The 21,390-nt window shown below is 69.4% G+C and carries 21 protein-coding genes and 1 pseudogene; 11 read left to right on the top strand and 11 right to left on the bottom strand.

The window, feature by feature from the left end; genetic code table 11:
* The first annotated feature begins 21 nt into the window (after positions 1 to 21).
* Entirely contained in the window at positions 22 to 2,091 is a 2,070-nt protein-coding gene (locus N8I71_RS19895) for an AsmA family protein (RefSeq protein ID WP_262879792.1), read from the top strand.
* Entirely contained in the window at positions 2,088 to 2,588 is a 501-nt protein-coding gene (locus tag N8I71_RS19890; RefSeq protein WP_406676368.1) for a transglycosylase SLT domain-containing protein, read from the top strand. The genes N8I71_RS19895 and N8I71_RS19890 overlap by 4 nt, the downstream gene beginning before the upstream one ends.
* A 75-nt stretch (positions 2,589 to 2,663) precedes the next feature.
* Here the strand turns inward: N8I71_RS19890 and N8I71_RS19885 are convergent, their stop codons facing one another.
* Entirely contained in the window at positions 2,664 to 3,263 is a 600-nt protein-coding gene (locus N8I71_RS19885; RefSeq protein ID WP_262879791.1) for a GcrA family cell cycle regulator, read from the bottom strand.
* Positions 3,264 to 3,434: 171 nt separating this feature from the next.
* Between N8I71_RS19885 and N8I71_RS19880 the strand changes: the two genes are divergently transcribed.
* Complete coding sequence (locus tag N8I71_RS19880) at positions 3,435 to 4,502, top strand: serine hydrolase domain-containing protein (RefSeq protein ID WP_262879790.1); 1,068 nt, start codon at positions 3,435 to 3,437, stop codon at positions 4,500 to 4,502.
* Here the strand turns inward: N8I71_RS19880 and N8I71_RS19875 are convergent.
* From N8I71_RS19875 to metF, 5 genes are all read right to left on the bottom strand, one after another.
* The gene (locus N8I71_RS19875) at positions 4,477 to 5,325 is read right to left on the bottom strand and encodes a DMT family transporter (protein ID WP_262879807.1); all 849 of its coding nucleotides are present in this window, start codon (positions 5,323 to 5,325) and stop codon (positions 4,477 to 4,479) included. The genes N8I71_RS19880 and N8I71_RS19875 overlap by 26 nt on opposite strands.
* A 112-nt stretch (positions 5,326 to 5,437) precedes the next feature.
* Positions 5,438 to 6,364: an ornithine carbamoyltransferase gene (argF, locus tag N8I71_RS19870; protein ID WP_262879789.1), complete on the bottom strand. Its 927-nt coding sequence runs from the start codon at positions 6,362 to 6,364 to the stop codon at positions 5,438 to 5,440.
* Positions 6,365 to 6,455: 91 nt separating this feature from the next.
* The gene (locus N8I71_RS19865) at positions 6,456 to 7,646 is read right to left on the bottom strand and encodes an aspartate aminotransferase family protein (RefSeq protein WP_262879788.1); all 1,191 of its coding nucleotides are present in this window, start codon (positions 7,644 to 7,646) and stop codon (positions 6,456 to 6,458) included.
* An 81-nt stretch (positions 7,647 to 7,727) separates the two neighbouring features.
* Positions 7,728 to 8,216, bottom strand: coding sequence for a PaaI family thioesterase (locus N8I71_RS19860; RefSeq protein WP_262879787.1), 489 nt, complete (start codon positions 8,214 to 8,216; stop codon positions 7,728 to 7,730).
* 68 nt (positions 8,217 to 8,284) lie between these two features.
* Positions 8,285 to 9,151 (bottom strand): methylenetetrahydrofolate reductase [NAD(P)H], encoded by an 867-nt coding sequence (gene metF, locus N8I71_RS19855; RefSeq protein ID WP_262879786.1) that lies wholly within the window; start codon positions 9,149 to 9,151, stop codon positions 8,285 to 8,287.
* A gap of 93 nt (positions 9,152 to 9,244) precedes the next feature.
* On the opposite strand from metF, the gene N8I71_RS19850 reads away from it, so the two are divergent.
* A complete protein-coding gene (locus N8I71_RS19850; protein WP_262879785.1) occupies positions 9,245 to 10,153 on the top strand; it encodes a LysR family transcriptional regulator in 909 nt (302 codons plus the stop codon).
* Between the two features lie 108 nt (positions 10,154 to 10,261).
* On the opposite strand, the gene N8I71_RS19845 is transcribed toward N8I71_RS19850, so the two are convergent.
* Positions 10,262 to 10,852: a 2-hydroxychromene-2-carboxylate isomerase gene (locus N8I71_RS19845; protein ID WP_316249270.1), complete on the bottom strand. Its 591-nt coding sequence runs from the start codon at positions 10,850 to 10,852 to the stop codon at positions 10,262 to 10,264.
* Between the two features lie 112 nt (positions 10,853 to 10,964).
* On the opposite strand from N8I71_RS19845, the gene N8I71_RS19840 reads away from it, so the two are divergent.
* Complete coding sequence (locus tag N8I71_RS19840) at positions 10,965 to 11,765, top strand: inositol monophosphatase family protein (protein ID WP_262879783.1); 801 nt, start codon at positions 10,965 to 10,967, stop codon at positions 11,763 to 11,765.
* 65 nt (positions 11,766 to 11,830) lie between these two features.
* Positions 11,831 to 12,115 carry a hypothetical protein gene (locus N8I71_RS19835; RefSeq protein ID WP_262879782.1) on the top strand — a complete coding sequence of 95 codons (285 nt, stop codon included), beginning with the start codon at positions 11,831 to 11,833 and terminating at the stop codon, positions 12,113 to 12,115.
* Here the strand turns inward: N8I71_RS19835 and N8I71_RS19830 are convergent.
* From N8I71_RS19830 to N8I71_RS19820, 3 genes are all read right to left on the bottom strand, one after another.
* The gene (locus tag N8I71_RS19830; RefSeq protein WP_262879781.1) at positions 12,112 to 12,816 is read right to left on the bottom strand and encodes a CDP-alcohol phosphatidyltransferase family protein; all 705 of its coding nucleotides are present in this window, start codon (positions 12,814 to 12,816) and stop codon (positions 12,112 to 12,114) included. The two genes, N8I71_RS19835 and N8I71_RS19830, sit on opposite strands and share 4 nt — an antisense overlap.
* A 67-nt stretch (positions 12,817 to 12,883) precedes the next feature.
* On the bottom strand, positions 12,884 to 13,831 hold the full coding sequence (locus N8I71_RS19825; RefSeq protein ID WP_262879780.1) for a tyrosine recombinase XerC: 948 nt from the start codon (positions 13,829 to 13,831) through the stop codon (positions 12,884 to 12,886).
* A 13-nt stretch (positions 13,832 to 13,844) separates the two neighbouring features.
* On the bottom strand, positions 13,845 to 14,576 hold the full coding sequence (locus N8I71_RS19820) for a DUF484 family protein (RefSeq protein ID WP_262879779.1): 732 nt from the start codon (positions 14,574 to 14,576) through the stop codon (positions 13,845 to 13,847).
* Positions 14,577 to 14,924: 348 nt separating this feature from the next.
* On the opposite strand from N8I71_RS19820, the gene N8I71_RS19815 reads away from it, so the two are divergent.
* Entirely contained in the window at positions 14,925 to 15,992 is a 1,068-nt protein-coding gene (locus N8I71_RS19815) for a YeeE/YedE family protein (protein WP_262879778.1), read from the top strand.
* A gap of 65 nt (positions 15,993 to 16,057) precedes the next feature.
* On the opposite strand, the gene fsa is transcribed toward N8I71_RS19815, so the two are convergent.
* A complete protein-coding gene (fsa, locus tag N8I71_RS19810) occupies positions 16,058 to 16,711 on the bottom strand; it encodes a fructose-6-phosphate aldolase (RefSeq protein WP_262879777.1) in 654 nt (217 codons plus the stop codon).
* Between the two features lie 75 nt (positions 16,712 to 16,786).
* Between fsa and N8I71_RS19805 the strand changes: the two genes are divergently transcribed.
* The 4 genes and pseudogenes from N8I71_RS19805 to N8I71_RS19790 all read left to right on the top strand — a co-directional run.
* Positions 16,787 to 18,994, top strand: coding sequence for a primosomal protein N' (locus N8I71_RS19805; RefSeq protein WP_262879776.1), 2,208 nt, complete (start codon positions 16,787 to 16,789; stop codon positions 18,992 to 18,994).
* A gap of 92 nt (positions 18,995 to 19,086) precedes the next feature.
* Positions 19,087 to 20,172, top strand: a complete 1,086-nt coding sequence (gene hisC, locus N8I71_RS19800; RefSeq protein WP_262879775.1) for a histidinol-phosphate transaminase — start codon at positions 19,087 to 19,089, stop codon at positions 20,170 to 20,172.
* Positions 20,169 to 21,110: a prephenate/arogenate dehydrogenase family protein gene (locus N8I71_RS19795; protein ID WP_262879774.1), complete on the top strand. Its 942-nt coding sequence runs from the start codon at positions 20,169 to 20,171 to the stop codon at positions 21,108 to 21,110. Before hisC ends, N8I71_RS19795 begins: the two co-directional genes overlap by 4 nt.
* Positions 21,107 to 21,390, top strand: a pseudogene (locus tag N8I71_RS19790) (hypothetical protein); the annotation flags it as partial. The gene N8I71_RS19795 and the pseudogene N8I71_RS19790, both read left to right, overlap by 4 nt.

Raw genomic sequence — 21,390 nt, 5'->3', positions numbered from 1 at the left:
GGGCGCGGAGCAGGTGGAGACATGCGCTGGATCCTCAGGATTGTCGGAGCGGTGGCGGTGGCGGCTCTTCTTGCCGTCGGCGCCCTCGTGGCCGTCCCGACCGAGCGAGTGGCGGGGCTCGTAACCGACAGGCTGTCGGCTGCGACCGGCCGCGAGGTGGTGATCGACGGCGCGGTGCGCCCCACCCTCTGGCCGAGCCTCGGGGTGCGGGCCGAGGGCCTGCGCATCGGCAATCCCGACTGGGTCGAGGCGGGGCCGCTTCTCCAGGCCGAAAGCCTCCATGTCAGCGTGGAATGGGCGCCGCTTCTGCAGGGGGAGGTCCGCCTCGACCGGGCCGAGCTGATCGGCCCCGACATCACGCTGGTGCGCGCCGCAGACGGGCGCGTCAGCTGGGATTTCGCCGGGGCCCCCGCACCTGCCGGGGAAAGCAGCGCGGCTGAAGGACCGGAAACGCCCGCCGCGCCGGGCGGCTTCGCCATCGGCTTCGAGCGCGCCGAGGTCCGGAATGCACGCCTGCGCTGGATCGACGAGGCCACCGGGCAGGACATCTCCGTCAGCGGCGCCGATGCGGTCCTGTCGCTGCCCTCCGGGACCGGGCCTGCCGGCCTTACGGTCTCGGCCGAACTCGGCGGCGCCGAGCTGGAGCTCGCGGCGGAGGTCGACGGCGCTGCGGCCTTCCTCGACGGACAAGTGCGGCCCGCGACCCTGTCGCTCGGCTGGCCCGGCGGAACCGCGTCCTTCGAGGGCCGTCTCGCGCTCGCCCCCGCGCTCGACGGGCGGTTCGAGATCGACGCGACCGACTTCGGCCCCCTGCTGTGGCTGGCCGGCCTTGCCATGCCCGACCTGCCGCGGGGCCTCGGGCGCGACCGGATCGCGGCCTCCGGGCAGATCACGCTTCCGGGCGAGGGCACGGTCCACCTGCGGCAGGGCGGGCTCACGCTCGACGACAATATCCTCGCGGCGGAACTCGACCTGCTTCCCGGCGAGGACCGACCACTCCTGCGCGGGACGATCGTGGCCGACTCCCTCGCACTGGCTGCGCCGGCCGCGAGTGGCGGCGGCACAGGCGGCGGATCGGCAGGGGCCGCGCAGGAAGGCTGGTCGCGGGATCGGATCGATGTGTCGGGCCTCTTCGGGCTCGATGCGGAACTGGCCCTGCGGGCGGGCCGCGTCGATCTCGGCACGGCCGAGGTCGCGCCGGTGGAAGTCAACGCCACGCTGGACCGCGGGCGGCTCGTCTTCGACATCGGCAGCATCGGGGCCTATGGCGGGCGGCTCGCCGGGCAATTCGTGGTGAACGGGCGCAATGGCCTTTCGGTCGGCGGCGACCTGATCCTGGCGGGCGTGCAGTTGAACCCGCTCCTCTCGCACTTCGCGGATTTCGACCGGCTGGAGGGGACGGGCAACGCGAGCCTCCAGTTCCTCGGTGTCGGCAATGACCTCGCCACCATCATGTCCGGGCTGGAAGGGCAGGGCGACATGGCCTTCGGCGCGGGCGCCGTCCTGGGCTTCGATCTCGCCGGGATGATCCGCAACTTCGACGCCTCTTTCCGGGGCGAGGGCGCCCGGACGGTCTATGACAGCGTCACGGCGAATTTCTCGATCGCGGACGGGGTTCTGACCAATGACGACCTCGAACTCGACGCCCCGTGGGGCGCGGTCCGTGGCGAGGGCACCGTCGATCTCGGCGCTCAGCGCCTCGATTACCGCGTGATTCCGGGCGTGATGCGCGACGAAAACGGCCAGGTCGGCATAGAAGTGCCGGTCCTGATCGACGGGCCGTGGTCGGACTTGCGCTTCCGCCCGGACCTCGAATACCTCGCCGAACAGGAGTTCCTCGAACAGCGGGATCGCCTTGCGGCAGAAGCGCAGGCGCGGCTGGCCGAGGAACAGGACCGGATCGAGCAGGACGTGCGCGACCGGGCCAACGAGCTTCTGGGCACCCAGATCGAGGCGGGCGATACCCGCGAGGAGATCGAGGGCGCCCTTACCGACAGGCTGACCGAGGAAGCCGGGAACGCGCTGTTGCGCCTGCTCGGTGGCGGCACGGAACAGGCGGGCGATCCCGCCGCGACGGAGGCGGACCAATGATGTGGCGATCCCTGGCAATGGTGGGCGTCCTGCTGCTGTCGGCCTGTGGCGGCAACGCGTCGCGCAGCGACATGGCCCTCGTGGCGCGGGGCAGCGCCCCGGACCTCTACCCGGGCGAAACCCCCGAGATGCGGCGCCTGATCGAGCGGTATTCCCAGGTCCACGGCATCCCCGAGGCCCTGCTGCATCGGGTTATCCAGCGCGAGAGCGACTATCGCGCCGATGCGCGCAACGGACCCTACTGGGGTCTGATGCAGATCCTGCCTCAGACCGCGCGGACCATGGGCTTCGACGGCGAGCCGCAGGAGCTTCTCGATCCCGAGGTGAACCTGACCTATGCCGGCCGCTACCTGCGGGGGGCGTGGATCGTGTCGGATGGCGACATCGACGAGGCGGTGGGCTGGTACGCGCGCGGCTACTACTACGAGGCGCGTGACCGCTGCTTGCTGGTGGAGACGGGGCTCAAGGACCGCGAACTGGCCCGCGGGTGCCGCTGAGCGCGCCAGGGCCCGCATGATCGTCAAGAAAAAAGCCCCGGACCGAACGGCCGGGGCTTTGGCTTTTCGGGCGGCTCAGCGCCGGCGGTCGCGCCGCGCGCTCATCGGCTGGAACGCGACGCCGACATGGGCATCGCAGTAGGGCTTGCCCTGCTGCACGGGCAGGCCGCAGAAATAGAAGTCGTCTGTCGCCGGATCGCCGATCGGCCATTTGCAGGTCCGCTCGGTCAGTTCCATGAGCGTCAGGCGCTTGGCGTGCTTCTCGACCTCGTTCTGCTTGGCCAGCGCCTCGGGGCTGATCTCGTTGGCGGAAGGCTGCGGCGGAAGCGGCTGGCCTGCGGGCACGATGGCCTTGCGCAGCGGTGTGACGTTGGAAGGGCGCGCCGCCTGGGCGGGCTCGGCCTTGGGTTCCGCAGGCGCGGCGGGCGCGGGCTTGGGGGTGGCGGTCTTGGGGGCCTTCGCGGCGGGGGCCGCGACCTCCTCGGGTTCCTTGGTGGCAGGCTTGGCGGTGGCGGTGCCGCCGCCGCCCGAACGGTTGGACAGGCCAAGACGATGCACCTTGCCGATCACGGCATTCCGGGTGACGCCGCCCAGTTCCTTGGCGATCTGGCTGGCCGACTGACCCTCGCCCCACATCTTCTTCAACAGCTCGACCCGTTCGTCGGTCCAGGACATGCCCATCTCCCGTATATTGCGCCGCTCACCCGAATGGCCGAGCGCGACGCCACATCAGACCCGCCATATGGCGGCGCCCGTGCCCGAATGAAAGCCCCATTCTAGAGGCCCCGCACGGAACGGCAAGCGGCCAAGGTTGCGTGGACACATCATGACGCCCATCTGGGGGGCATGCGCCTGCCTGCCCTGTTTCTCGTACTCACCGCCGGTTTCGCGCCGCTGCCCGCCGGAGCCGACCCCTCGGAAATCGCGGCCGCGCTGGCGAGGCATCCCTCAATTCCGGGCGCTTTGGTGGGCTGGACCACCGCAAGCGACAGCGCCCTCGCCGTCGCAGGCGTGCGGCGGCAGGGCGACGCCGCGCCGGTCTCGGAGGATGATCTCTGGCACATCGGCTCGCTCACCAAGTCAATGACCGCGACGCTGGCCGCGCGCATGGTGGAGGCGGGTCTGATCGACTGGAGCGCGACGGTGGGCGATCTCCTGGGCGGGCGGTTTCCCGGGATGGATCCGGTGTGGCGCGACACGACGCTCGAGGCCTTTCTGCGGCACGCTTCCGGGATGCGGGCCAATATCGGGCTGATCGACACGCTGCGCGTCGGGCAGGGGCCCCGTGAGGAATATGTTGCGCGCGTGCTTGCGGGTCAGCGCGAGGGCCCGGAAGGCGGGTTTCTCTATTCCAACGCCGGCTACGTCGTGGCCGGCGCGATGCTGGAGGCCGCCGGCGGCGCCACCTGGGAGGAGCTCGTCGCGCGCGAGGTCTTCGGGCCGCTCGGGTTGCAGAGCGCGGGCTTCGGCCCGCCCGAAGGCGACCAGCCGCAGGGGCACCGCCTCGCGCTAATCGGTGGCCTGAGGCCCGTTCCGCCGGGGCCACGGGCCGACAATTTGCCTGCGCTCGGTCCGGCGGGGCGCGTGCATCTCTCGGGCGCGGACATGCTGCGCTATCTCCGCGCTCACCTCTTGACCGGGCCGGGGTTCCTCACGACCAGGAACTGGGCGCGTCTGCACGAGGCACGCGGGCCTGGAGACTACGCGCTCGGCTGGGCCGACGCGGACGGCGTTCTGCGGCATTCGGGGTCGAACACGCTCTGGTTCGCGCAAATGCGTCTTTACCGCGACGAAGGGGTCGCGGTCTTCGTCGCCGTCAACTCTGGCGTCATCGACCAGGTTCGCGGCCCCGTGGAGGCCGCCGCCGAGGCGGCGCTGGCCGATGCGCTCAGCGCGCGGACCGACGACGGTTGACCGCCTCGCGCCAGGCCAGCAGCGCGGCGCCCGCGATGATGACAAGGGCGCCCAGAACGCTGAGCATGCTTGGCGAAACCCCGAAAAGCACCGCGTCGTAGAGCGCCGCGAAGACCAGCGTCAGGTACGAGAACGGCGTCACGAAGCTCGCCTCCGCGCGGGCCATGGCGTTGATGAAGAACCCCTGTGCCGCCGCCATCACGAGGCCAAGCGCACCCAGCGCGGCCCATTGCGCCGCGCTGGGTGCCTGCCAGACGAAGCTTGCCGCCGTCGCCGCGATGGCAAGCCCGATGGAGTTGTTGACGATCAGGATCTGGAGCGGGCCTTCCCGCCCCGAAAGCCGCTTCATGAAGATCAGCTCCAGCCCGAGGACCAGCGCGGCCCCGAGGGCAAGAAGCGCCCCGGCCTCGACGGCGCCGCTTCCCGGGCGCACGAGGATCATCGCCCCGGCCAGGGCGACGAAGGCGGCGAGCCAGCGCCAGGGACCCACCCGCTCACCCAGAAGCGGGATCGCGAGCAGCATGGCGAAGACCGGGTTGAGAAAGCTGATCGCGGTTGCGTCCGACAGCGGGATCATCGCCGCCGCGGCGAACATCAGCGTCACCCCGCCCCAGCCGCAGAGTGTACGGGCGAGATGCATGCGGTAATCCGGCCGGGTCAGGCGCGGCCGCAGGACCGCCAGGACCGTGACGATCGCCATCCAGGCGAAGAGGAAGCGCCCGAAGCTGACCTGGAGCGGGTGCAGCGGCTCGCCGAGGGCCGCTGTGCCGAGCGCCTTGGCAAGAAGCGTGGTCGCCGCAAGGAAGGCGGTGGCCGAAACCATCAGGATGATGGCCGTGCCCGGCGCCTGGGGCCGGGAGACCTGCGGCACTGCCGCGGGTGGCACGGCGCTGTGGGGTGCTATCGTGCCAAGGTCCGCGGGACCGGGCCGTCCGTCAGACACCGAGGCACCAGCGCAGGATCGCCTTCTGCGCATGGAGCCTGTTTTCCGCCTCGTCGAAGATCACCGATTGCGGGCCGTCCATGACGGCGCTGGTCACCTCCTCGTCGCGATGCGCGGGCAGGCAATGCATGAAGAGCGCGTCGGGCTTCGCCTGCGCCATCAGCGCCTCGTTCACCTGGTAGGGGCGCAGCTGATTGTGCCGCCGCTCGCGCGCGGACTGGCTGTCATGCATCGAGACCCAGGTGTCGGTCACGACGAGATCGGCGCCCGCGACGGCCTTGGCCGGGTCGCGTTCGATCTTCACGTCGGCGCCCTTGGCGCGGGCCTCGTCGAGGAAGACCTCCTCGGGGTCGAGCGTGGGGGGGCCGGAAAAGGTGAGGTCGAAGCCGAACTGTCCCGCGGCATGGGCGAAGCTGGCGAAGACGTTGTTGCCGTCGCCGCACCACGTGACCTTCCGCCCCGCGATGGGGCCGCGATGCTCTTCGTAGGTGAGGACATCGGCCATGATCTGGCAGGGATGGGTGCGGTTCGTGAGCCCGTTGATGACCGGCACGGTGGCATGCTCGGCCAGTTCCAGCAGCACGTCCTCCTCGAAGGTGCGGATCATGATGAGATCGACGTAGCGCGACAGGACGCGCGCGGTGTCGGCGATGGTTTCGCCATGGCCGAGCTGCATCTCGCTTCCCGAGAGCACCATAGTCTGCCCGCCCATCTGCCGCACGCCCACATCGAAGGAGACGCGGGTGCGGGTGGAGGGTTTCTCGAAGATCAGCGCGACCATGCGGTTCACGAGCGGCTGCTCTTCGTCGGGCGCCCCCTTGGGCTGGCCGGCCCGCGCGGATTTCATCGCGGCGGCGTTGTCGATCATGGACCTGAGGTCCGCGGGGTCTGTCTTGTTGATGTCGAGGAAATGTTTCATCGGTTCGGAAGCCTTGCTTGCGGCGGGGCGAGGGGGGCTGTCTGCCCCCCTCGCGCTCCCCCCGAGCGGTATTTGGAGAAAGATGAAGGGGCTATTCGGCGGCGGTCCGTCGCTCGAGCGCCGAGGCGGCGGCGTCGAGGCGGGCGATGCCCTCGGCGATTTCCTCTTCGGTGATGGTCAGCGCGGGCAGGATGCGCACGACATTGTCGCCCGCCGGCACGGTCAGCAGCGCGGCCTCGTAGCCCGCCGCGACCACGTCGGTATTGGTCGCCTTGCACTTGATGCCGAGCATCAGGCCCGAACCGCGCACGCTCTCGAAGATGTCGGGGTGGGCGGCGACCAGGCCCTCCAGCTTCTGGCGCAGGAAACCCGCCCTGGCGCGGACGCCTTCGAGGAAGCCCTCGCGGGTGATCTCGTCCATGACGGCCGCACCCACCGCGCAGCCGAGCGGGTTGCCGCCATAGGTGGAGCCATGGGTGCCCGCCGTCATGCCGCGCGCGGCGTTCTCGGTGGCGAGCACGGCACCCAGCGGGTAGCCGCCGCCGATGCCCTTGGCGACCAGCATGATGTCGGGCGCAATCCCGGCCCATTCATGGGCGAAGAGGCGGCCCGTCCGCCCCATGCCGCACTGGATCTCGTCGAGGATCAGGAGGAGCCCGTGTTCGTCGCAGAGATCGCGCAGGCCCTTGAGGCAGGCGTCGGGCAGGGGGCGGATGCCGCTTTCGCCCTGCACCGGTTCGACCATGATGGCGCCCACGTCCGGCTCGGCGGCGGCGGCCCTGAGCGCGTCATGGTCGCCGAAGGGCAGGTGCCGGAAGCCGGGCAGCAGGGGGCCGAAGCCCTTGGTCAGCTTCTCCGAACCGGCGGCCGAGATCGCGGCCATCGAGCGGCCGTGGAAAGCTCCCTCGAAGGTAAGGATCGTGGTGCGCTCGGGCGCATCGCTCTCGTGGCGGTATTTGCGGGCCATCTTGACCGCCAGTTCCGTCGCCTCGGTGCCCGAATTGCAGAAGAAGACGGTGTCGGCGAAGGTGTGTTCCACCAGCCGCTCGGCCAGCGCTTCCTGCTCGGGCACGGTGTAGAGGTTCGAGGTGTGCCACAGCCGGTTCGCCTGGTCGGTCAGCGCCTTCACCAGGGCCGGGTGCCCGTGGCCGAGTGCCATCACCGCGATGCCGGAGGCGAAGTCGAGGAAACGTCGGCCATCGGCCTCCACCAGCCAGGCCCCTTCGCCCTTGACGAAGGAGAGCTTTGCACGCGCGTAGCTGGGAAGAACCGGCGGGATCATGGTCCAAATCCTTAGGGTGGCACAGAAAGCACCGGATTGGCCGAAACCGGGCCTCAAGTCAATTCGCGGGCGCTGATGGGATCAAGCAGCATCCATGATGAGGCAGGTCGTGCTGCCCGCGGCGAAAAGGCGGTCCGTGGCGGCGTCGCGGATCCCGCCGGTCGCGACGGCGGTGGAGCGTCCGGCATGGGTGACGCTGCCCGTCGCGATGACCGGGCGGCCCTCCGGGATCGCGCGGACGAGGTTCACCTTGTACTCCAGGGTGGTATAGGCGCGGCCGGCCGGCAGCGTGGTCATCACCGCGCAGCCCATGCAGCTGTCCAGCAGGGCGCCGTACCAGCCGCCATGGACGCCGCCCATCGGGTTGAAGTGGTCGAAGAGCGGGGCGCCGTGGAAGGTTGCCGTGCCCTCCGTCACCGCGACGAGGCGGAAGTTCAGGAGGCGGGCGATAGGGGCCTGGGGCAGGGTGCCCGCAACGACCCGTCCCATGAATTCGAGGCCCGAAAGCGAAAGGCGGGCCTCACGGTCGGGCAGGTCGTCCGGCGTTTCGGCGTAGTAGGTGTCCGGCATGTCCGCGTCCCCCGAGATCGTTCCGGGACGCCATCACGGCATTGCGCGAAACGCAAGACTGTCCTGGCTCAGGCGACTTCCGAAAGCTCCGCCCGCGGGGTGACGCCGAGCGCGGCGCAGACATCGCGGGTCAGGTCGGGCGAGTTGAGCGTGTAGAAGTGCAGGTCCTCGACGCCGCCCTCCATCAGGTCGGCGCAGAGTTCGGTGCAGAGCGCCGTCGCCAGAAGCCGCTCGCGCCCGTCGCGGATCGCCTTGTCGAACGCCTCGTCGAGCCAGGCGGGCACCCGGGCGCCGCAGGCCTCGGCGAACTTGCGCACCCCCGCCCAGGAGTTGATCGGCAGGATCCCGGGGATCACCGGCGCCGCGATCCCGGCCGAAGCGCAAGCGTCGCGGAAGCGGAAGAAGGTCTCGGCCTCGAAGAAGAATTGCGTGATGGCCGAGGTCGCGCCGGCATCCACCTTGCGCTTCAGGAAATCGACGCAGTCCTGCATCGACGCCGCCTCGGGATGCGGCTCGGGGTAGGCGCCGACGCGGATCTGGAACTTGTCGGTGGCGGCCAATGCCTCGGTCAGTTCGACCGAGCTTGCGAAGCCTTGCGCATGCGGCGTGAAGCGGCCCTGGCCCTTCGGCGGGTCACCACGGAGCGCGACGATCTGGGTCACGCCGGCCTCGGCATAGCTTTCGGCGATGGCGAGGGTTTCCTCCCGGGTCGCGTCCACGCAGGTCAGGTGCGCGGCGACGGGAACGCCGTAATTCTTGTGGATCGTCCTGACCGCGTCGTGGGTCAGCGCGCGTGTCGTGCCGCCGGCACCGTAGGTGACCGACACGAAGGACGGGTCGAGCGGCGACAGGACGCCCAGCGTTTCCCAAAGGCGGAACGAGGCCTCCAGCGATTTCGGAGGGAAGAACTCGAACGAGACGTTGGGCGCGGTCATGGCGAATCTGATCCTTGAAGTGTCGCATCGGGGTGTCGCATAGAGTATGCGTTGCGACAATTTCATAATCCTCAAGATCAATATGAGTCCGGCATGCATATCGAGTTCCGCCACCTGAGGACGATCAAGGCGATCCACGACGAAGGCGGGCTGGCCCGCGCCGCCGAGCGGCTGCACATCACGCAGAGCGCGCTTTCCCATCAGATCAAGGGGCTTGAGGACCAGGCCGGCGTCGAGCTCTTCGTGCGGCGGTCGAAGCCGATGCGCCTGTCTTCGGCGGGAATGAAGCTCCTGCGGCTTGCCGAGGACGTGCTGCCCCGGCTGGCCGCGCTCGAGGAGGAATTCGACGGCCTCCGGGCGGGCAAGTCGGGGCGGCTGCACATCGCGATCGAGTGCCATGCCTGTTTCGACTGGCTCCTGCCGGTGCTGGAGGCGTTCCGCGTCGCCTGGCCCGACGTTGACGTGGACATTCGCCCGGGTCTCCAGTTCGAGGCGCTGCCCGCGCTGATGCGCGAGGAGGTGGACCTCGTCATCTCCTCCGATCCCGAGGATCTTCAGGGCGTCGATTTCACCCCGCTCTTCGACTACGAACCGGTCTTCGTCTGCGCCGCAGACCATCCGCTGGCGGAAAAACCCTGGATCGAGGCGGAGGATTTCGCCGGAGAGACGCTGATCACCTACCCGGTGGAGCGCTCGCGGCTCGATGTCTTCTCTCAGCTTCTCTTCCCGGCCGGGGTAGAGCCGCGCTCGATCCGGCAGGTGGAGCTTTCGGCGGTGATCCTGCTCCTTGTCGCCTCGGGGCGCGGTGTCTCGGTTCTGCCGGACTGGGTCGTGCGCGACACCGGGCGGCATGCCTCGCTGGTGACGCGCCGGCTGACCGAGGGCGGGATCACGCGGCGGCTCTTCGGGGCCACGCGGGCGGAGGAAACGGCGAAGCCGTTCATGGCCCATGTGCTCAAGCTCTGCCGGACCGAACCGCCGAAGCTGCAGCGGCGGGGGTAGACCGGGGCAAAGCTTTGCAAGGCTTTGCCCGAGAGGCTTGCAAGCCTCTGGCCACGTCCTTGCAAGGACGTGGCGGGCCTGGGTGCGACGGCCTGTTCGGGGCGAGGGTCAGAGCCGCGTGCGTCCCGTCTCCCAGTCGAGCGCCGCCTCCAGCCGGTCATCGCCCCAGAAGAGTTCCCCGTCGGAGACGAAGCTCGGGGATCCGAAGACGCCGAGCGAGCGGGCCGTTTCGGTCTCCGCCGCCAGCGCTTCGGCGATCTCGGATGATTGGGCTCTCGCGATTGCGGCCTCGGGGTCGGCGCCCGCCGCGGTGAGGCTGGCGCTCAGGTTCGGCTCCTCCCCTGGCCGCTCGCCGTGGCGGAACCAGCGTTCGTAGGTGGCGCGGATATAGGCCGGGCCCCAGCCCTCGGACATGCCGAGAACCGCGACGGCATTGGCGAAAGGCAGTTCCGGCACCGGGTAGGGCGCGGGAAGGCGCAGGTCCAGACCGTGCACCGCCGCGCGACGTTCGATGTCGCGCCACATGTAGGCGGTCTTCTCCGGCTTGTTCATGAAGGGGATATTGTTCTGCTCGACCATGATCGTGCGCACGTTGAACGGCCGCCAGCGGACGGGGACGTCCGCCTTCCGCGCCGCCGCGTCGATGCGCAGGACGGTCAAAGCGCTGTAGGTGCTGCCGATCGAGACCCAGAAATCCATGGCCATTCCCCCCCGTGCAGAACAGCTCCGAGGCTGCGCCACGTGCGCGGCCCTTGGCAAGCCCCGTGGGCTCCCCTATAGCGCGCAGGCGTTTGCGCAAGGGATAGATGCCATGCAGGGCTCCGCCAATCTCAACATCATGATCAAGGCCGCCCGAAAGGCAGGGCGTAGCCTCGTGAAGGATTTCCGCGAGGTCGAGAACCTGCAGGTCTCCGCCAAGGGGCCGGGCGACTTCGTCAGCCGCGCCGACCGCGCGGCCGAGGAGATCCTGAAGACCGAGTTGATGAGCGCGCGGCCGAACTACGGCTTCCTCGGCGAGGAAGGCACCTCGATCGAGGGCAAGGACCCGACCCGGCGCTGGATCGTCGATCCGCTCGACGGGACCACGAACTTCCTGCACGGCATGCCGCACTGGGCTGTCTCCATCGCGCTCGAGCACAAGGGCGAGATCGTGGCGGGCGTCGTCTTCGACCCGGCCAAGGACGAGATGTTCTATGCCGAGAAGGGTGCCGGCTGCTGGTTGAACGACAGCCAGCGGCTGCGCGTTTCCGGCCGCACGCAGATGATCGAATGCGTCTTCGCCACGGGCGTGCCCTTCGGCGGTGCGAAATACCTGCCCGCGACGCTTCAGGATCTCGCCCGGCTCATGCCGCAGGTGGCGGGCGTCCGGCGCTGGGGCTCGGCGGCGCTCGACCTCGCCTATGTCGCGGCGGGCCGGTACGACGGCTACTGGGAGCGCGGGCTCAACGCCTGGGACATCGCGGCCGGCATCTTGCTGGTGCGCGAGGCGGGCGGGCTTGTGGCGCCGATCCGCGAGGGTCAGGACATGCTGGAGGATGGCCAGGTCGTCGCCGGCGCCGGCGCGATCTTCGACCGGTTCGCCGGCATCATCCGCGAGCGTCCGGCGGCCTGAATACCGGCCGGAAATCCCGGCGCCTTTGCCTCAAAAAAGAACGAATCGGGGCTTAGATGGGGCGCATGGAAACGCTGAACGCCTATGCCCTTGAAGAAAGCGGCGCCGCAACGGTCGACTGGGTCGTCCTGACGGCCGCGACGGTGACGCTCGGCCTCGCGCTGATGAGCGAAATCTCGGATTCCCTCGAGACCGCCGGAACACGCCTTTCTGACACGCTGTCCGACATGCCGATCCGGGCCACCTTCGGCGAGTGGGAGGCGCTGCGCACGGAACTCGGGACAGAGGTCCAGGCCGGAGAGGGCGGCGAAGAAGGCGGTGCAGGCGGCGAGGAAGCCGGCGGCGGCTAAGCGCCGTTCGGACCGGGCACAGGCCGCAACTGCTGCAAGGCGCCCGCAAGCAGCAGATAGGCCGAACTGGCCGCGACAAGGGCCGTCAGCACCGGGTTCGACGCGAAATCCGTCCAGGCCGCCCAGGCGATCCCACCCGTCCAGAGAACGGCGACCGCCAACGACAGCGGTCGCCAGCGCTCGGTCCGCACGGGATGGATGAACTTCAACGGCAGGAACATCGCCGCGGCCAGGACGATGACCAGCCCCAGCGTCACCCACCACGGCGGCACGATGACCAGAAACGCGAGTACCGCCATGTTCCAGCATCCCGGAAAGCCGCAGAAGCTGTTGTCCGAGGTCTTCATCCGCGTGTCCGCGAAGTAGATCGCGCTGGCGAAGGGAATGAGCAGGACAGCGAGCCAGCCCGACCAGCCCGGCAGGAGGCCCGAGGCATAGAGCGCATAGGCCGGGATCACGACGTAGGTGAGAAAGTCGATTATGAGGTCCATCAGGACGCCATCGATCTCGGGCGTGTGTTTCTTCACCTCGAAGTGCCGCGCGAGCGGCCCGTCGATGCCATCCACGACGAAGGCGACCGCCAGCCACAGCGCCATGCCGGCCCAGTTCTGCTCGAACGCCTCGTGCAACGCGAGCATGGCGAGCGAGGCGCCGATCGCGGTGAAGAGATGAACTAGGAGGGCGGAGAGGCGGGGCGTCATCGGGCGGGGTGATGCACGCTCGCGGTCTGGTTTGCAACCGTTCCTTGATGACCTGCCGGCCGTGCCATCACGCCGACGTCCGCGAGTGTTGGCGGGCGCGGGGATGGGTCGCGGCATAGACCTCCATCAGCCGCACGGTGTCCACGGCGGTATAGGCCTGGGTCGTGGAGAGACTCGCATGGCCCAGAAGTTCCTGTATCGCGCGCAGGTCGCCCCCGGCATTCAGAAGGTGCGTCGCGAAGGAGTGGCGCATCGCGTGCGGCGTGGCGCTGGAGGGCAGGCCGAGTTGCAGGCGCGCCTTCTCCATCACGCGGGCGATCTGTCGTGCACCGAGCGCACCGCCACGGATGCCGCGGAACAACGGCGTTCCCGGCGCAAGATCATGCGGGCAGAGGGCAGCGTAGCGGTCGACGGCGACCCGCGCGGCGGGCAGGACCGGAACCTCGCGCTCCTTCCCGCCCTTGCCGCGGATGCGCAGCGTATCGGGCAGCGGGACGAGGCCTGCGTCGAGGCCAAGCGCCTCGGAGATCCGCAGCCCGCAGCCATATAGAAGCGTCACAACCGCCGCGTCGCGCGCGGCCACCCAGTCGCGGATGTCCTGGTCGGCCACACCCGTCAGCATGTCGCGCGCGCCCTCCTCGGTCAGCGGGCGGGGCAGGCGGCGCTGGTGGCGCGGCGCGCGCATCGAAAGGACCGACGTCGCGTCGAAGCCGTCGCGCTCGGCCCACCAGCCGTAGAAGGATTTCACCGATGAGAGCGCACGGGCGAGCGACCGCGCGCCCACCCCACGCGCCCGTTCCGCAGCCATCCACGCACGGAGGTCGCGCGCGGTGATGGCGCGGAGGGCGGCGGGCCCGGGCGCGCCGCCCTGGTGTTCCGACTGGAAGACGAGGAAGCCCGTCACGTCGCGCCCATAGGCCTCGACGGTGGCCGGGGCGCGGCCCCGCACGCCACGCAGATGCGTCAGCCAGGCGGCGAGGATGTCGCGAACGGCAGGTGTCAGGGCGAGGCTCATGGCCCGCGCCCGCTCAGCCGAGCCAGCGGCGCATCAGCCGTTCGAAAACGCCCGCGAAGAAGGTCAGGAGGTCGGTGCCCTGCGTCGGGCGGAACTGGTGCGGATCCTCCGCGCCCATGACGAGCAGGCCCGGAAGCCGCCCTTCACCGAGGTCGAGCTTCATCAGGGCTTCGGACTTGATCCAGTTCGCCGCCTCGTCGCCGAAGATGCGGTAGGAGCCGCCCGTCACCTGCCGGAGCGTCACCTGCCGGCACGGCACGTCGCGCCCGCCGGTCACGTAGTCCTGCACGAATCCGGGCGTCACCACGGTCAGCACGTCCTCGAGCTTCTGCACGCGGGGCGCTTCGGTCTCTGTCGCCTCGGCCGATTCGAGCACCAGCCGGATGCGGTCGACGCGCAGGATGCCCGCGACATCGGTGCCGAGCGTCTTGAGGAACGTCGTGAAATCGGTCTGGTCGAGCAGCGCCGTCACCGCGCGGTGAACCTGGTTGGTGCCGGCGAGGTTCTCGTAGGCGGCCGCGATGACCGAGCGGTGCGTATCCTCAAGCCGGTCCAGCCGGTTCTGCAGCCGCTCCATCGCGATGCCGCGCATGTCGACGATATTGCCGCCCATCTGGCGATCATTCGCCGAGATCAGCGCGCGCATCAGGTCGCGGTCTTCGAGGATGAGTTCGGGGTCCGAGAGGACGCGGTCGCGCCAATCGCCAAGGAATTCGGGCCGGTGGTCGGCCTTCTCGATGCTCACGGGATCTGCCTCACATGCGTTTTTCGTCTTGTTGGCGAAGCTGATAGCACGGCCGCCAGCGAGCGGGGAAGGTTTTTCCCCGGTTCGCCACGGCCCGTCCCGCGCCCCTGTGCGGTTCGGGACACAGGACGCCCCCTCCGATGTCCCGCGCTCATGAAGAAAAGGCCGGTCGACCGGCTTGCGAGGCCATATGTCCGGGATCGGTTCGGTTTCCGCCCTCGTTCGGACCGCATCGCTGTTTTTGGGTCCTCATGCGGGACGATCGTTCCGGGAGGCGTCGTTGCTTGGCCGGCGGCGGCATCCTAGGTGGCGGCGTCTGCCCTGTCCCCCATTCGCTGGACCGTTCCGATGTATGAAGACCTCGCTTTCTCCCTCGGCCTCGATCTGGGCCCCCGCTCGGCCTCGGCGCTGTTCGGGATCCTGGTCGGTGTCGCCTTTGGCGCACTCGCCTTCCTCACCCGCTTCTGCCTGCGCCGGTCGCTGGTAGGCCCGGCGGAGGAACGTGCGCCGGCGCGTGGCGTCTGGGCGCTGGCGCTGGCCGTGGCGCTGATCGGCACGCAGGCCGCGATCGCGCTGGGCTGGATCGGTTTCGACGAGCACCGGTTCTTCGCGGCATCGCTGCCGGTGCTGCTTCTCGTCGCGGGCGGGCTGCTGTTCGGCGTCGGAGCGGTGCTTGCGCGCGGCTGCATAACCCGGCTCACGGTGCTGACCGGGGGCGGCAACCTGCGTGCCTTGACCGGCCTTCTCGTGTTCGCCGTGGCTGCCCACGCGACGCTTCAGGGGGTTCTCGCGCCATTGCGGACGACGCTGGCGACGCCAAGCATCGATCTCGGTGCGGTCTCTCTCGGTGATCTGCCCGGCGGCCCATGGGTCTGGACCGCGGCGCTTTCGGCTGCGGCGCTGGTCGTGGCCATCCGCTCGGGCGCGGGCCGCTGGACCCTTCTGGGCGCCGCGGCGCTGGGTGCGCTCGTGCCGGTGGCATGGGTCGGCACCGGCCTTGTCCTGTTCGACGAGTTCGACCCGATCCCGCTCGAGGGCCTTTCGTTCACCGCGCCCTGGGCCGATACGCTGTTCTTCGCCATCGCCTCGAGCCTGCGCGAACCTGGGTTCGGCGTGGGCCTCGTCGGCGGGGTTCTCGCCGGATCCCTGGCCGCCGCGCTCCTGTCGCGCCGGTTTGTCTGGGAAGGCTTCGAAAGCCCCGCGCAGATGGGACGGTCGCTTTCGGGCGCGGCGCTGATGGGCGTGGGCGGCGTGATGGCCGGGGGCTGCACCGTCGGCGCGGGCCTGTCGGGTATCCCGACGCTGTCGCTGGCCGCGATTCTCGCCTTCGCCTCGATCGTGGCGGGCATCCTTGCCGCGGGCGCGGTCGAGGCGCGGACGGTGCGCGGCGCGCGCGGGATGCTCCCGGCCGAATAGACGAGCCCCTGGCAACGAGGAAGGGCGGCCCGGAGGCCGCCCTTCCTTCGTGTTCGCACCAGGGTTCAGAGGATCTTCTGACCCGTCTTCGCCCAGTCCTTCAGAAAGCCCTCGAGCCCCTTGTCGGTCAGCGGGTGCGACGCCATCGCCTTGATGACGTTCGGCGGCGCGGTGGCGACGTCCGCCCCGATCAGCGCGGCCTGCTTCATGTGGTTGGCGCTCCGGATCGACGCGGCGAGGATCTCCGTCCCGAAGCCGTAATTGTCGTAGATCGCCCGGATCTCGGCGATCAGCTCCATCCCGTCGAGGTTGATGTCGTCGAGCCGCCCGATGAAGGGGGAGATGAAGGTCGCGCCGGCCTTCGCCGCCAGAAGCGCCTGGTTGGCCGAGAAGCAGAGCGTCACGTTGACCATGAAACCTTCGGAAGTCAGCGCCTTGCACGCCTTCAGCCCTTCCCAGGTCAACGGCACCTTGATGGTGATGTTGTCGGCGATCTTGGCGAGTTCCTTGCCCTCGGCGATCATGCCCTCGGCGTCGAGTGCCACGGTCTCGGCGCTGACGGGGCCATCGACGAGATCGCAGATCTCTTTCGTCACCTCCTTGATATCGCGACCGGATTTCATGATGAGGGAGGGGTTCGTGGTGACCCCGTCGACGATGCCAAGCTGGGCAAGGTCCCGGATGGCTTCGATGTCGGCGGTATCCACAAAGAATTTCATGGTCGTGGTTCCTTTCGCGCGTGGGCCGTGGTCATCTGGCGGCCTTCTAGCGCAAGGGCGGAACACCTTAAAGGCATGAGCGGCCTCAATTCGCAGGATAGCTGGTTCGAGGAGGGCAGCCTGGTGGGCGTGCTCACGCCCGAACCTATCGATCGCGTGCTGGATTACCGCGCGCCCGAGGGCGGATGCTGGCGCGGCGCCTTCGTCGAGGTGCCGCTGGGGCCGCGCAAGGTGCTGGGCGTGGTCTGGGGCCCGGGCAAGGGCGACTACGACCTTTCCAGGATCCGCGCCGTGACCCGAGTGCTCGACGCGGCCCCCATGCGCGAGGAGATGCGGGAGTTCCTGACCCGGGCCGGGGCCTACACGCTGACGCCGCTCAGCCAGATGCTGCGCCTTGCAACCCGTGTGCCGGGCCTTTCGGACCCGCCGTCCATGCGCAAGATCTACCGTCTGGGGCAGGGTGAGCCCGACCGGATGACACCCGCGCGCACCCGCGTGATCGAGACGCTGGTCGAATACGGCGGCCTCGGCTTCACCCTGTCGGAGCTCTCCTCGCTCGCCGGCGTGTCCACCAGCGTCATCAAGGGGCTGGCCGCGCAGGGCGTGGTGGAGGAGGCCGACACCCCCCGCGATACGCCCTACCTCCCGCTCGATCCCGACCGGCCGGGCAAGGCCCTGACGGGTGACCAGGCGGCTGCGGCGGAGGCGTTGGGCAAGGGCATCCGTGCAGGCGTGTACGGAACGACGCTTCTCAAGGGCGTCACCGGGTCCGGCAAGACGGAGGTATATCTCGAGGCTGTCGCCGAAACCCTGCGCGCGGGGCGGCAGGCGCTGGTGCTCTTGCCCGAGATCGCGCTGACGGCAGAGTTCCTGACCCGCGTGGAGGCGCGCTTCGGCGCCAAACCCGCGGAATGGCACTCGGGCGTCACGATGACCGAGCGGCGGCGGTGCTGGCGGATGCTGGGGCAGGGGGAGGCGCAGCTTGTCGTCGGCGCGCGCTCGGCCCTGTTCCTCCCGTTCAGGGACCTCGGCCTCATCGTCGTCGACGAGGAACACGACAGTTCCTACAAGCAGGAGGAAGGCGCGCTCTACAACGCGCGGGACATGGCGGTGCTGCGCGCCTCCCTGAACGACGCGCAGGTTGTGCTGGCCTCGGCCACGCCGTCGCTGGAGACCTGGGCCAATGCGGAGGCCGGGAAATACGCCCGTCTCGACCTGACCACGCGCTTCGGGGAGGCGGTGCTGCCAGCGATGGCCGCCATCGACATGCGTCTCGAGGATCTGCCCGCGCAGTCATGGCTGTCGCCGACGCTGACCTCCGAAGTCGCCGCGCGGGTGCGGGAGGGGGAACAGGCGCTCCTGTTCCTCAACCGCCGGGGCTATGCGCCGGTCACGCTCTGCCGGGCCTGCGGGGCGCAGGTCGGTTGCGACCATTGCGACGCGCGGATGGTCGAACACCGTTTTCTCAAGCGCCTCGTCTGCCACCAGTGCGGCGAGACCAAGCCGCTGCCCGAGGTCTGCCCGTCCTGCGGGGCGGAGGGGAAGATGGCGGCCGTGGGCCCGGGCGTTGAGCGCGTCGCCGAGGAGGCCGCCGCCGCCTTCCCCGATGCGAAGATCGCGGTCCTGTCCTCGGACCTTTTCGGCTCGGCGCGCGCACTCAAGGCGCAGATCGAGGACATCGCGGAAGGCGACACCGACATCATCATCGGCACGCAGCTCGTGGCGAAGGGCCACAACTTCCCGCGCCTGACGCTGGTGGGCGTCGTCGATGCCGATCTCGGCCTGCAGGGCGGTGACCTGCGCGCGGCGGAGCGGACCTTTCAGCTGATGCGGCAGGTCTCGGGCCGGGCGGGACGGGCCGAGAAGCCGGGCGTGGCGCTCCTGCAGACGTTCCAGCCCGAGCACCCGGTGATCCGCGCCATCCTCGAGGGCGACGAGGAGGCGTTCTGGCGCGCGGAAGCCGCCGAGCGGGAGGCGGCGGGCATGCCGCCCTATGGCCGGCTCGCGGGCATCATTATCAGCGCGAACGAGGCCGCGCCCGCCTTCGACCTCGGCAATCACCTCGCGCGGAACGACGGGCCGATCCGCGATGCGGGCGGGATCGTCTACGGCCCGGCGCCCGCCCCGATCGCCCGCGTCCGCGGCCGCCATCGCGTGCGGATGCTGGTCAAGGCGCCCAAGGGGGCCGCCCTGCAGGCGGCCATCACCCGCTGGATCGGCGGATTGAAGCTGCCTTCGCAGGTGCGGCTATCGGTCGATATCGACCCGCAGAGTTTCTACTGATAGCGGTCAACTATCGCTTTAAGAGTTTCCTTGTTGCGGCAAGCCCGCTAGAAGGCGCCGCACCGTTTTTTCCGAGTGTCGTGAGATCATCCATGTCCCTGTTCATCGAACCAAAACCCGGGATACTTGACATCGCCCTCTACGAGGGAGGTCAGAGCAGTCTGCCGGGTCATGTCGCGCCCCTGAAGCTGAGCTCGAACGAAAGCCCGTTCGGGCCGCCCCCTTCTGCTGTCAGCGCCATGGCCGAGGCCGCGACGATGGCGCACCGGTATCCGAACACGGACCACGCGTCCTTGCGCGCGGCCATCGGCGAGGTGCATGGCCTCGATCCGCGGCGGATCATCTGCGGCGTCGGGTCGGACGAGATCATCACGCTTCTGTGCCAGGCCTATGCGGGACCTGGGGACGAGGTGCTCTACCCCGAGCACGGTTTCGGCATGTACCGGATCAGCGCGCTGGCGGCCGGGGCGCGCCCCGTGACCGCGCCGGAAGTCGACCGTGTCGTGGACACGCAGGCGATCCTCGACGCCGTGACGCCGCGCACGCGGCTGATCTTCATCGCGAACCCGGCCAACCCAACCGGCACGATGCTGCCGCTTTCCGCCTTCGAGGACCTGGCCGCCGCGTTGCCCGAGACCTGCCTTCTTGTTCTCGACGGAGCCTACGTGGAGTTCGCCGAGGGCTATGACGGCGGTGCCCGACTGGTGGAGGCGCGCGACAACGTCGTGATGACGCGCACCTTCTCCAAGGTCTACGGGCTTGGCGGGGTTCGTGTGGGGTTCGGCTACGCACCGCGTCCGGTGATCGAGGTGCTGACCCGCATCCGTGGTCCGTTCAACCTGTCGAACATCGCGCTCGCCGGCGCCGAGGCCGCCGTGCGCGACGTGAAATGGGTGGCCGAGGCGCTGCGCGTGAACGCGGCGGAGCGCGCGCGCCTGACCGGCGGTCTTCGCCAGCTCGGCATTGCCTGCGACGAGAGCCACGCCAATTTCGTGCTTGCCCGTTTCGCGGACGAGGCCGAGGCCGATGCCGCCGACGCGCATCTTAAGTCGCAGGGCATCATCGTCCGTGCACCCAAGAGCTACGGACTGCCCCAGTGCCTCAGGATCACCGTCGGGCGCCCGCAGGACAACGACCGGGTCCTCGACGCGCTGACCGCTTTCCGGGGGGTGGCATGAGCGTGATCTACGATCGCGTCGCGCTGATCGGTCTGGGTCTCATCGCCGGCTCGATGGCCCATGCCATGCGGCGCGCGGGCCTCGCGCGCGAGATCGTGGGGACCGCCCGCTCGCCCGAGACCCGCCGGATCGCGGCCGAGATCGGGCTGTGCGACCGGATCGTCGAGACCGCGGCCGAGGCCGCCCATGGCGCCGACCTCGTCGTTCTCTGCGTACCGGTGGGCGCGATGGCGGAAGTCGCCGCCGAGATCGCCCCGGTTCTTGAGCCGGGCGCCACGGTGACCGACGTGGGCTCGGTCAAGCGCGACGTGATCGCCCAGGTCGGACCGCATCTTCCCGAGGGCGTGCATTTCGTGCCCGGCCATCCGCTCGCCGGAACCGAGCATTCGGGGCCCCGTTCCGGCTTCGCCGAGCTTTTCGACAACCGCTATGTCCTGCTGACGCCGGATCCCGATACCGATCGCGGCGCGGTCGACCGGCTCCGCCGTCTCTGGGAAGGCTGCGGCGCGAATGTCGAGGAGATGGACGCCGATCACCACGACCTCGTGCTCGCCGTCACCTCGCACACGCCGCACCTGATCGCCTACACGATGGTGGGCGTGGCCGACGACCTGCGCCGCGTGACCGACAGCGAGGTCATCAAGTATTCCGCCGCGGGCTTCCGCGATTTCACGCGGATCGCGGCCTCGGACCCGACCATGTGGCGCGATGTGTTCCTGACCAACAAGGACGCGACGCTGGAGATCCTCGGACGCTTCACCGAGGAGCTTTTCGCGCTGCAGCGCGCGATCCGGCGCGGCGACGGTGAGCACCTCCACGCCTATTTCACCCGCACCCGCGCGATCCGCCGCGGGATCATCGAGGCGGGTCAGGACACGGACGCGCCCGATTTCGGGCGGACGAAACCACCCCGGCGACGCGAGGACGCGGCCGAATGACGGGCCGCCTGCGCCTCTCCGGCCTGGCCGGTCTGGCGTTGGTCGTCGCGGCTGCGGGTGTTCAGGCAGATGCGCCGGCCCAGTCTCTCGTGCCGCTCGCACGTGGCGTGGACGCAGCCCCCCTCCCGGTCGCCGAGGCACCGGTATCCCCCGAACTCGCCGCCTCCGCGCCCTACGCCCCGGCGCGGACGCTGTCGGGACCGTCACGCATCGCGCCGCGCGCATCGCTTCGGCCGGTGCCGCGCGGGGCCGCGCCGCTCGATACCTCCGTGGCCGCATC

Source organism: Roseicyclus sediminis, assembly GCF_025515305.1.
Taxonomy (GTDB): Bacteria; Pseudomonadota; Alphaproteobacteria; order Rhodobacterales; family Rhodobacteraceae; genus Roseibacterium; species Roseibacterium sediminis.
Note: the sequence above shows the minus strand (reverse complement) of the source record. Positions and strands in the feature narration are given on the sequence as shown.

Excerpts from the sequence above, each read along its gene's own strand:
- N8I71_RS19825 (WP_262879780.1), bottom strand. The coding sequence starts at position 13,831 with ATGAGCCTCGCCCTGACACCTGCCGTTCGCGACATCCTCGCCGCCTGG.
- N8I71_RS19845 (WP_316249270.1), bottom strand. The coding sequence starts at position 10,852 with ATGGATTTCTGGGTCTCGATCGGCAGCACCTACAGCGCTTTGACCGTC.
- N8I71_RS19805 (WP_262879776.1), top strand. The coding sequence starts at position 16,787 with ATGAGCGGCCTCAATTCGCAGGATAGCTGGTTCGAGGAGGGCAGCCTG.
- N8I71_RS19850 (WP_262879785.1), top strand. The coding sequence starts at position 9,245 with ATGCATATCGAGTTCCGCCACCTGAGGACGATCAAGGCGATCCACGAC.
- N8I71_RS19795 (WP_262879774.1), top strand. The coding sequence starts at position 20,169 with ATGAGCGTGATCTACGATCGCGTCGCGCTGATCGGTCTGGGTCTCATC.
- N8I71_RS19830 (WP_262879781.1), bottom strand. The coding sequence starts at position 12,816 with ATGACGCCCCGCCTCTCCGCCCTCCTAGTTCATCTCTTCACCGCGATC.
- N8I71_RS19815 (WP_262879778.1), top strand. The coding sequence starts at position 14,925 with ATGTATGAAGACCTCGCTTTCTCCCTCGGCCTCGATCTGGGCCCCCGC.
- argF (WP_262879789.1), bottom strand. The coding sequence starts at position 6,364 with ATGAAACATTTCCTCGACATCAACAAGACAGACCCCGCGGACCTCAGG.
- fsa (WP_262879777.1), bottom strand. The coding sequence starts at position 16,711 with ATGAAATTCTTTGTGGATACCGCCGACATCGAAGCCATCCGGGACCTT.
- N8I71_RS19880 (WP_262879790.1), top strand. The coding sequence starts at position 3,435 with ATGCGCCTGCCTGCCCTGTTTCTCGTACTCACCGCCGGTTTCGCGCCG.
- hisC (WP_262879775.1), top strand. The coding sequence starts at position 19,087 with ATGTCCCTGTTCATCGAACCAAAACCCGGGATACTTGACATCGCCCTC.
- N8I71_RS19885 (WP_262879791.1), bottom strand. The coding sequence starts at position 3,263 with ATGTCCTGGACCGACGAACGGGTCGAGCTGTTGAAGAAGATGTGGGGC.
- N8I71_RS19875 (WP_262879807.1), bottom strand. The coding sequence starts at position 5,325 with ATGGTTTCGGCCACCGCCTTCCTTGCGGCGACCACGCTTCTTGCCAAG.
- N8I71_RS19895 (WP_262879792.1), top strand. The coding sequence starts at position 22 with ATGCGCTGGATCCTCAGGATTGTCGGAGCGGTGGCGGTGGCGGCTCTT.
- N8I71_RS19865 (WP_262879788.1), bottom strand. The coding sequence starts at position 7,646 with ATGATCCCGCCGGTTCTTCCCAGCTACGCGCGTGCAAAGCTCTCCTTC.
- N8I71_RS19835 (WP_262879782.1), top strand. The coding sequence starts at position 11,831 with ATGGAAACGCTGAACGCCTATGCCCTTGAAGAAAGCGGCGCCGCAACG.
- N8I71_RS19890 (WP_406676368.1), top strand. The coding sequence starts at position 2,088 with ATGATGTGGCGATCCCTGGCAATGGTGGGCGTCCTGCTGCTGTCGGCC.
- N8I71_RS19860 (WP_262879787.1), bottom strand. The coding sequence starts at position 8,216 with ATGCCGGACACCTACTACGCCGAAACGCCGGACGACCTGCCCGACCGT.
- metF (WP_262879786.1), bottom strand. The coding sequence starts at position 9,151 with ATGACCGCGCCCAACGTCTCGTTCGAGTTCTTCCCTCCGAAATCGCTG.
- N8I71_RS19840 (WP_262879783.1), top strand. The coding sequence starts at position 10,965 with ATGCAGGGCTCCGCCAATCTCAACATCATGATCAAGGCCGCCCGAAAG.